The sequence below is a fragment of the Mesorhizobium sp. M1E.F.Ca.ET.041.01.1.1 genome (genome assembly GCF_003997355.1).
Lineage (GTDB): Bacteria > Pseudomonadota > Alphaproteobacteria > Rhizobiales > Rhizobiaceae > Mesorhizobium.
The window spans coordinates 8,353-14,938 of sequence record NZ_RZSL01000104.1 but is presented as its reverse complement, the minus strand read 5'-3'; the positions used below and the strand labels follow the sequence as shown (position 1 = coordinate 14,938).

8 protein-coding genes are annotated in these 6,586 nt (G+C 64.7%); 7 read left to right on the top strand and 1 reads right to left on the bottom strand.

Annotation, left to right across the window (positions count from 1 at the left end; genetic code table 11):
- A partial coding sequence (locus EOA38_RS11610; protein ID WP_189434614.1) for a gamma-glutamyl-gamma-aminobutyrate hydrolase family protein occupies positions 1-789 on the top strand: 789 nt, incomplete at its 5' end.
- 5 nt (positions 790-794) lie between these two features.
- Positions 795-1,742 carry a cation diffusion facilitator family transporter gene (locus tag EOA38_RS11605; protein WP_126092313.1) on the top strand — a complete coding sequence of 316 codons (948 nt, stop codon included), beginning with the start codon at positions 795-797 and terminating at the stop codon, positions 1,740-1,742.
- Positions 1,743-1,850: 108 nt separating this feature from the next.
- Here the strand turns inward: EOA38_RS11605 and EOA38_RS11600 are convergent, their stop codons facing one another.
- Positions 1,851-2,933: a hypothetical protein gene (locus EOA38_RS11600; protein ID WP_126092312.1), complete on the bottom strand. Its 1,083-nt coding sequence runs from the start codon at positions 2,931-2,933 to the stop codon at positions 1,851-1,853.
- 161 nt (positions 2,934-3,094) lie between these two features.
- Here EOA38_RS11600 and EOA38_RS11595 point away from each other — a divergent pair, with 161 nt between their 5' ends.
- From EOA38_RS11595 to EOA38_RS11575, 5 genes are all read left to right on the top strand, one after another.
- Positions 3,095-3,529 carry a DsrE family protein gene (locus EOA38_RS11595; protein ID WP_126092311.1) on the top strand — a complete coding sequence of 145 codons (435 nt, stop codon included), beginning with the start codon at positions 3,095-3,097 and terminating at the stop codon, positions 3,527-3,529.
- A 99-nt stretch (positions 3,530-3,628) separates the two neighbouring features.
- A complete protein-coding gene (locus EOA38_RS11590; RefSeq protein WP_189350661.1) occupies positions 3,629-4,405 on the top strand; it encodes an SDR family oxidoreductase in 777 nt (258 codons plus the stop codon).
- A gap of 51 nt (positions 4,406-4,456) precedes the next feature.
- Entirely contained in the window at positions 4,457-4,768 is a 312-nt protein-coding gene (locus EOA38_RS11585; protein WP_126092310.1) for a putative quinol monooxygenase, read from the top strand.
- A gap of 76 nt (positions 4,769-4,844) precedes the next feature.
- A complete protein-coding gene (locus tag EOA38_RS11580) occupies positions 4,845-5,948 on the top strand; it encodes an AbrB family transcriptional regulator (protein ID WP_127299257.1) in 1,104 nt (367 codons plus the stop codon).
- A gap of 52 nt (positions 5,949-6,000) precedes the next feature.
- On the top strand, positions 6,001-6,586 hold a 586-nt coding region (locus EOA38_RS11575; RefSeq protein WP_245480816.1), incomplete at its 3' end, for an SDR family NAD(P)-dependent oxidoreductase.

The window sequence follows — 6,586 nt, the reverse complement described above, 5'->3', positions numbered from 1 at the left end:
ATCCGCATCAAGGACGGCATCGCCGAAGTGCGCGCCGGCGCCACATTGCTTTTCGACAGCGTTCCCGAGGAAGAAGAAGCCGAAACCGAACTGAAGGCATCCGCCATGCTCTCCGCCATCCGCGACGCCAAAACCGGCAACGCAACCGGCGCCGAACGCGCCACCGCGCGCGTCGGCGACGGGGTGAATATCCTGTTGGTCGACCACGAGGATAGCTTCGTCCACACCCTGGCCAACTACTTCCGCCAGACCGGAGCCAATGTCTCGACCGTGCGCACGCCGGTGCCGGAAGAGGTCTTCGAGCGGCTGAAGCCCGATCTCGTCGTGCTCTCGCCCGGCCCCGGCACGCCGAAGGATTTCGACTGCGCCGCGACCATCAAGAGGGCTCGCGCCCGCGACCTGCCGGTATTCGGCGTCTGCCTCGGCCTGCAGGCGCTGGCCGAAGCCTATGGCGGCGAGTTGAGGCAATTGCACATCCCGATGCACGGCAAGCCGTCGCGCATCCGCGTCTCGAAGCCCGGCATCATCTTCTCAGGGCTTCCGAAGGAAGTGACGGTTGGCCGCTATCACTCGATCTTCGCCGACCCGGTGCGCCTGCCGGATGATTTCGTGGTCACCGCCGAGACCGAGGACGGCGTCATCATGGCCTTCGAGCACCGCAAGGAGCCGATCGCCGCCGTGCAGTTCCATCCGGAATCGATCATGACGCTCGGTCACAATGCCGGCATGCGCATCATCGAGAACATCGTCGCGCATCTGCCCCGCAAGGCCAAGGAGAAGGCCGCGTAGGGACGATGACGGAAGCGCGGGACATGACAGCGGCCGCGGCGAAAGCCGCGACCAGGCAGAAGGTCGAAAGGCTGGCCTTCTGGTCGATCGTCGTCGCCGGTGTCGTGCTCGCCCTCAAGGTCGCCGCCTGGTACATCACCGGCTCGGTCGCGCTCTATTCGGACGCGGCCGAATCGATCGTCAATGTCATCGCTTCGGCCGCCGCTTTCTGGGCGATCCAGGTCAGCTACAAGCCCGCCGATCAGGACCATCCCTTCGGCCATCACAAGGCCGAGTATTTCTCCGCCGTTCTCGAGGGCGTGCTGATTATCGTCGCAGCCCTCCTGATCCTCAACGAGGTGTGGCTATCCTGGCAGCATCCGGCTCCGCTAGAGCAGCCCTGGACAGGCCTTGCCGTCAACGGCGTGGCGACCGTCATCAACGCGATCTGGGCCTGGACCCTGATCAGCTCCGGCCGGAACGCGAAGTCGCCGGCTCTGGTCGCCGACGGCCAGCACATCATGACCGATGTGGTGACATCCGTCGGCGTGTTCGGCGGCCTTGTCAGCGCGGTCCTGACCGGCTGGCAGATCCTCGACCCGGCGCTTGCCGTCATTGTCGCGCTCAACATCCTGTGGCAGGGCTGGCATGTCATCGGCTCGTCGATGAACGGGCTGATGGACCGCGCCGTCGACAGCCATGAGCACATACAAATCCGCGACGTCATCTCGGCCAATTCGAAGGGCGCAATCGAGGTGCATGACCTGAAGACGCGCATTGCCGGGCGCGCCACCTTCATCGAGTTTCACCTGGTCGTCGACGCGGACATGACGGTCGGCGCCAGCCATGTCATCTGCGACCGCATCGAGGACGCGCTGAAGGCCGAGATCCCCTCCGTGCGCGTCACCATCCATGTCGAGCCGGACGACGAGGCCAAGCTGCCGAGGGGCACGACGGCGGTGCCTTTCGCGTAAGGCAATTCGTATCGCAGCCTTGGAAGTTTCGGCGAAGCCTCCCGGGATTCTATGGTCTGCGCCGCGTCGCTTCGCTCCTTGCTCCGCTATAGAATGACGAAGCGAAAGTTATGGCGTGCAGGCCGATTGGGGCATCGGGTTCAGCCTATAGACCTTGTCGTCGGATTTCGTCTTGCCACTCGCGGCCTTCGAGCAGAGGTCGACGATGGCGAGCGCGCTGTTGGGGTTGGCCAGCATCATCGTGCCGCCGGCGCCGCGCTTGAGGAAAATCTCCTTCTGCGAGATGTCGCAGGCAAAATCGCTCATCTTCGAACTTGCTGAGCAGCGCCACTGGTCGGCCTCGCCCTGGCAGGTATAGGTCTGGGTAACCTTGGCTCCCTTCTGCCTGGTCGTCACCGACACCGCGATATCGGCGCCGTCGGGCCAGTTGGCGGTATCGCCGCCGGCGGCGAAGGAAGCGAGCTCGATCGGACCGCGGAAGACGCGGATCGACTGCGTCACCTGGTCGGGATGCGACTTCAGATGCGCGTCGTCATAGTCGCGGCCGTAGCAGAAGGGTTGGTCTGGCTTCAGCCGTTCGCGCAGTGGCGCGCCCAGCGCCGGATCGATCGGATCGATGCGCGCGAACTCCGCCTTGCAGTTGGCGGCCGGCATCGGATCGAGGCGGAAATTGTCGTCTTCGCTGCCCAGCGCCTGCTTGTTGTATTCCGCCTTGCCGAGATCCTCCTCCGCGCCCGCGTCGAGATACACGTCGGGCTGCAGATCGGTGAGGATCAGCCGCCCCTTCTCGTCGACCTTGAGCGAGGCGAGCGTGCGATCGCAATCCATGCCGCAACGGATGCCGCTCGCCTTGTCGTCCGGATCCTCCTTGTTGCACCAGCCGCCGGTCCATTCCGGCGCCTTGGCACCGCGCACCGTGGTGGTGAGGAAGCCATTATAGGAGCTGTCGGCGTCAGTGGCGGGTTCCTCGTTCGGCCGGCTGACGGGGTCATGGCCATAGTAGAAGAAGATGCGCGCGACCTTCTGGTGCGGATGCGCCTTGAGATGGGCGGCATCATAGACGCGGCCGAAGCAGGCGTCGGCGCCGTTGGGGCTCAATTCGGTGAGTTTGAGAGCGTCCTCGGCAAGCGCGGCGCCAGAAATGAACAGTGCCGCGCCGAGCGCCGCGCCCCCAACCATCCTTGACGTCATGCCACCCTCCTCGCACCGACAGGACTGTGATTTATGCTAGTCTAGGAGCAGTTCCAGGAAAAGTGTGCGGCGGTTTTCCGCCCGCAATTGCGTAAGAACAAAAGGCAGTGACGCCCCGGACCACGCAAAATTGCGAGAGCCGGCGAATCGAGGAGGATACGATGCTGCGCCGTGACATTTTCCGCGCCGGCCTGGCCGGAGCGGCCGGCCTTTTCGGCCTGCGCCAGGCAAGTGCCGCCTTGAACGAGGAAAGGCTGAAGGTCGCCTATCATCTCAGCGATGCCGACAAGGTCAATTTCGTCCTCGGCAATATCAAGAACCACTATGAGGGCACCGGCGGCAACGTCGACATCGTCCTGGTCGTGCACGGCCCGGCGCTTGCCGCCTTCAAGGCGAAGAGTGCTTCCGGCGCGACATCCAGCCGGTTTGCCGGCCTCGTCCAGCAGGGGCTCGTTCCACAGGCCTGCGGCAACACATTGCGCGGCATGGACATTGCCGTCACCGATCTGATCGACGGCTTCCAGGTCGCCGAGAAGGGCGGGGTCGTCAACCTCGCGGAACTGCAGCGCCAGGGCTATGTCTATCTCCGGCCCTGATTTCGCGCCCCTGATTTCGCCTCTTGACTTGAATGCCCGGCCGGCAAGCGTCTACCAATTGCCAGTAGAAATCCCGGAGGTCGCGACGTGCCAGCCAACATGACGATGCCACTTGTCATTCCCGACCTTGCCGGCAAAGTGGTGCTGGTCACCGGCGCGTCGACCGGGATCGGCGGAGCGCTTGCCCACGCCTATGCCCGGCAGAAATGCCGCGTCGCCCTGCATTACAATTCAAGCCGGGAAGCCGCCGAAAGGCTCGCCGGGTCCATCCGCGACGACGGCGGCGACGTTCTTTTGACCCAGGGCGACTTTTCGATCCCCGCCGACGTCGAGCGCGTCGTTGAGGAAAGCGCAAAACATTTCGGCCGACTCGACGGTCTGGTCAACAACGCCGGCGGCATGCTCGGCCGCGTCGCCTATGCCGACCAGACCGAAGCGCACTACGACGCGGTGATGAACCTCAATGCGCGATCGGTGCTGACCGCCTCGCGCAAGGCGATCCCGTGGCTGAAGCGCCAGGGCGGCTTCATCATCAACACCACCTCGATCGCCGCCCGCAACGGCGCCGGCGGCGGCGCCGGCCTCTACGGCTCGTCCAAGGCCTTCGTCTCCAACGTGACGCGTGGCATGGCCAAGGAGTTGATCGGTTTCGGCATCCGCGTCAACGCCGTGGCGCCCGGCACCATCCTGACGCCGTTTCACGAGCGCTATTCGAGCGCCGAGCAGATGAAGGCCATGGTTGCGACCATCCCGCAGGGCCGCGCCGGAACGGCCAATGATTGCGTCGGCGCCTATCTGTTCCTGTCTTCCGATCTCTTGAGCGGCTACATCATCGGCCAGGTGATCGAGGTCAATGGTGGCCAGTTGATGCCGTGAGCCGTCGACTGCATACTCGGGCAGCATACAACCTGCAGGGAGAGGAAAGGCATGTTCGGACTGATCGGCAAGATGCGGGCGGCACGCGGCCAGCGCGACGCGGTCATGGACGTGCTGCGTGAAAGCACCGCCGCGCTGCCCGGTTGCCTGAGCTACATCATCGCCACCGATCCGGTAGATGCCGACGCGATCTGGGTCACCGAAGTGTGGACGGACCAGGCAAGCCACAAGGCTTCCCTGCAACTGCCGGAAGTCCAGGCGGCGATCGCCAAGGCGCGCCCTTTCATCGCCGGTTTCGAATTCCAGGTCGAGACCCATCCGGTCGGCGGCTTCGGCCTTCCAGCCTCCGAGAAGAACGGTTGAGAGCGAGTCCGGAGAAATAGAACTTTCAGCGGGAAAATGGGTTCGCATTTGCCCGTGCCCGGTCTAAGAGCCGGATATGGACTCCTCGCCGGAACAATCGCCCCCGGATCAACCGTCCGTTGAACGCATGGCCCGATTGCGCTGGCCGCAGCAATGGCTGGCGCTGGTGATATTCTCGCTGCTGTTTGCCGGTGCGCTGGAACTCGCGGCCCTGCCGGCGGCGCTGCTGATCGGCCCGATGCTTGCCGCGATCCTGGCCGGCACCAACGGCGCCACCGTACGCGTGCCCCGCGTGCTGTTCGGCTCCGCCCAGGCCGTGGTTGGCTGCCTGGTGGCGAATTCGATCTCCGCCGACATCTTTCCGGTCTTCTACGCTGAATGGGCGCTCTTCTTCGGGACAGTGGTGGCGACGCTCACTGCCTCCAGCCTGCTCGGCTGGCTGATCAGCCGCTGGCGCATCCTGCCCGGCACCACGGCCGTCTGGGGCTCCTCGCCAGGGGCCGCCACCGCCATGGTTCTGATGGCCGGCGCCTTCGGCGCCGATCAGCGCCTCGTCGCCTTCATGCAATATCTGCGCGTCATCTTTGTCTCGATGACGGCGGCGCTGGTTGCCAAGATGTGGGTCGACACCTCAGGCGTCGAAGTGCCGCCCATCGTGTGGTTTCCGCCGATCAACCCGATGGCCTTCGCCGCCACCATCGGCATCGCGATCGTCGGCGGCCTGCTGGGAAGGCTGCTGCGGTTGCCCTCGCCCTTCTTTCTCGGCACCTTCATCTTCGGCGCCGTGGTTCATCTCGGCTTCGGCGTGCCGATGCAATTGCCGCCCTGGCTGCTGGCGCTCAGCTACGCAATGGTCAGCTGGTCGATCGGTTTGAACTTCACCCGACCGATCCTGCGCCACGCCGCACGCGCCCTGCCGCAGATCATCGCCTCGATCGTGGCGCTGATCGCATTCTGTGGCGGGCTGGCCTTCGTCATCAGCCGCCTGCTCGGTATCGACCCGCTGACCGCTTATCTGGCGACCAGCCCCGGCGGCATGGACAGTGTGGCCATTATCGCCGCCGCCGCGCAGAACGTCGATATCTCCTTCGTCATGGCGCTGCAGTCGGCCCGCTTCCTGGTCGTTCTGCTCATTGGGCCAAGCGTCGCCAAGCTTGTGGCGCGAAACGTCAGGGACTGATCCGCGCTACCAAACGCATGGGGAAATAAAGGAAATGCCCATGAACCGCCGTTTGAATGCCGTCGACCTCTCTGGCCGCGTCGCCGTCGTGACGGGCGGCGCGCAAGGCATCGGCCTTGCCGTGGCCCGCCGCCTGCTGTCGTCGGGCGCAAGCGTCGCCATCTGGGACATCGACCAGGCCGCGATGACGAGCGCCTTGGCCGAGCTTGAGCCGCTTGGCCGCGTCGAAGCCTTCACTTGCGACCAGTCGCAAATCGAGGCCGTCGATCGTGCCGCCATCGAAACCGAGCGGGCGCTCGGTCCTGTCGATCTTCTCGTCAACAATGCCGGCATCGCCGGGCCGGCCGCGACCGTGGTGGACTATGATCCCGCCGCATGGCGCCAGATCGTCGACATCGACCTCAACGGCGTCTTCTACTGCTGCCGGCGGCTGGTGCCCGGCATGATCGCGCGCAATTACGGCCGCATCGTCAACGTCGCTTCCGTCGCCGGCAAGGAAGGCAATCCCAACGCTGCCGCCTATTCGGCCGCCAAAGCCGGCGTGCTGGCGCTGACCAAGTCGCTCGGCAAGGAGCTCGCCAGCCATGACATCGCCGTCAACGCGCTGACCCCATCGCCCGCCCGCACCCGTATTCTTG